Genomic DNA, 728 nt, shown 5'->3' on the forward strand with positions numbered 1-728 from the left:
TTTCTCCTTCGCGGGCTACCAGCATTAAGCAGCGCACACGAGTCTCGTCAGATAAAAGCTTGAAAAACTGATGTGGAAGCATAGTTAACATACCTATATATGGATATGCGTATATGTTTATTTAATTGTGCCAAGGCGTCAAGAGCCACACCCTTGCCTTCATAAAAGTTTCATACTAATAGAGAGAATTAGACCGTGACGACGCTTTGGCTCCAGCGAACCGCTTCGCTTAACGAGGCTTTGACTTCATCGAATGACAAACCCAACTGACCCGAGAGCTTTTCGACGCCATGCCAATCAGCTCGCTCGTAGCATTCTTCTAGCGAGATCAGCACGCCGTACTCACCCTTACGATGCAGTAATGCTTGCTGCACAGAATCACTCAACGGCAATTGCTTCACCAAAGCTTCGATCGATAAGTCGAGCATGGCATCTAAGATCGACAATAAGCCGACCATAAAGCCTTGCTCATTAAGATGAGAAAAAGGTTGGTAACGCGACATCAGCTCACAGAACTGGGCACGTTGCAAAGAGAGGTTGTACAACTCACGCGGTTTGTTGCTTGAGATGTAAGACGCCACCACCAAAGAGACAAATTGCTTCAGCTTGTCTTGACCAAGGTAAATCAGCGCCTGACGGAACGAGCTGATTTCCACCTCTAATGTGGTGATCTGGGTATTCACAAAACGCAGTAACTTGTACGACAAGGCCACATCTTGCGTAATGAT

The 728-nt window shown here is 46.4% G+C and carries 1 protein-coding gene and 1 pseudogene; both read right to left on the minus strand.

Annotated features, from left to right (window positions below; genetic code table 11):
* A pseudogene (locus R8N49_RS26975) lies at positions 1-82 on the minus strand (transcriptional regulator); the annotation flags it as partial.
* Positions 83-188: 106 nt separating this feature from the next.
* A partial coding sequence (locus R8N49_RS26980; RefSeq protein WP_318190434.1) for an EAL and HDOD domain-containing protein occupies positions 189-728 on the minus strand: 540 nt, incomplete at its 5' end.

Source organism: Vibrio sp. 1978 (assembly GCF_033344345.1).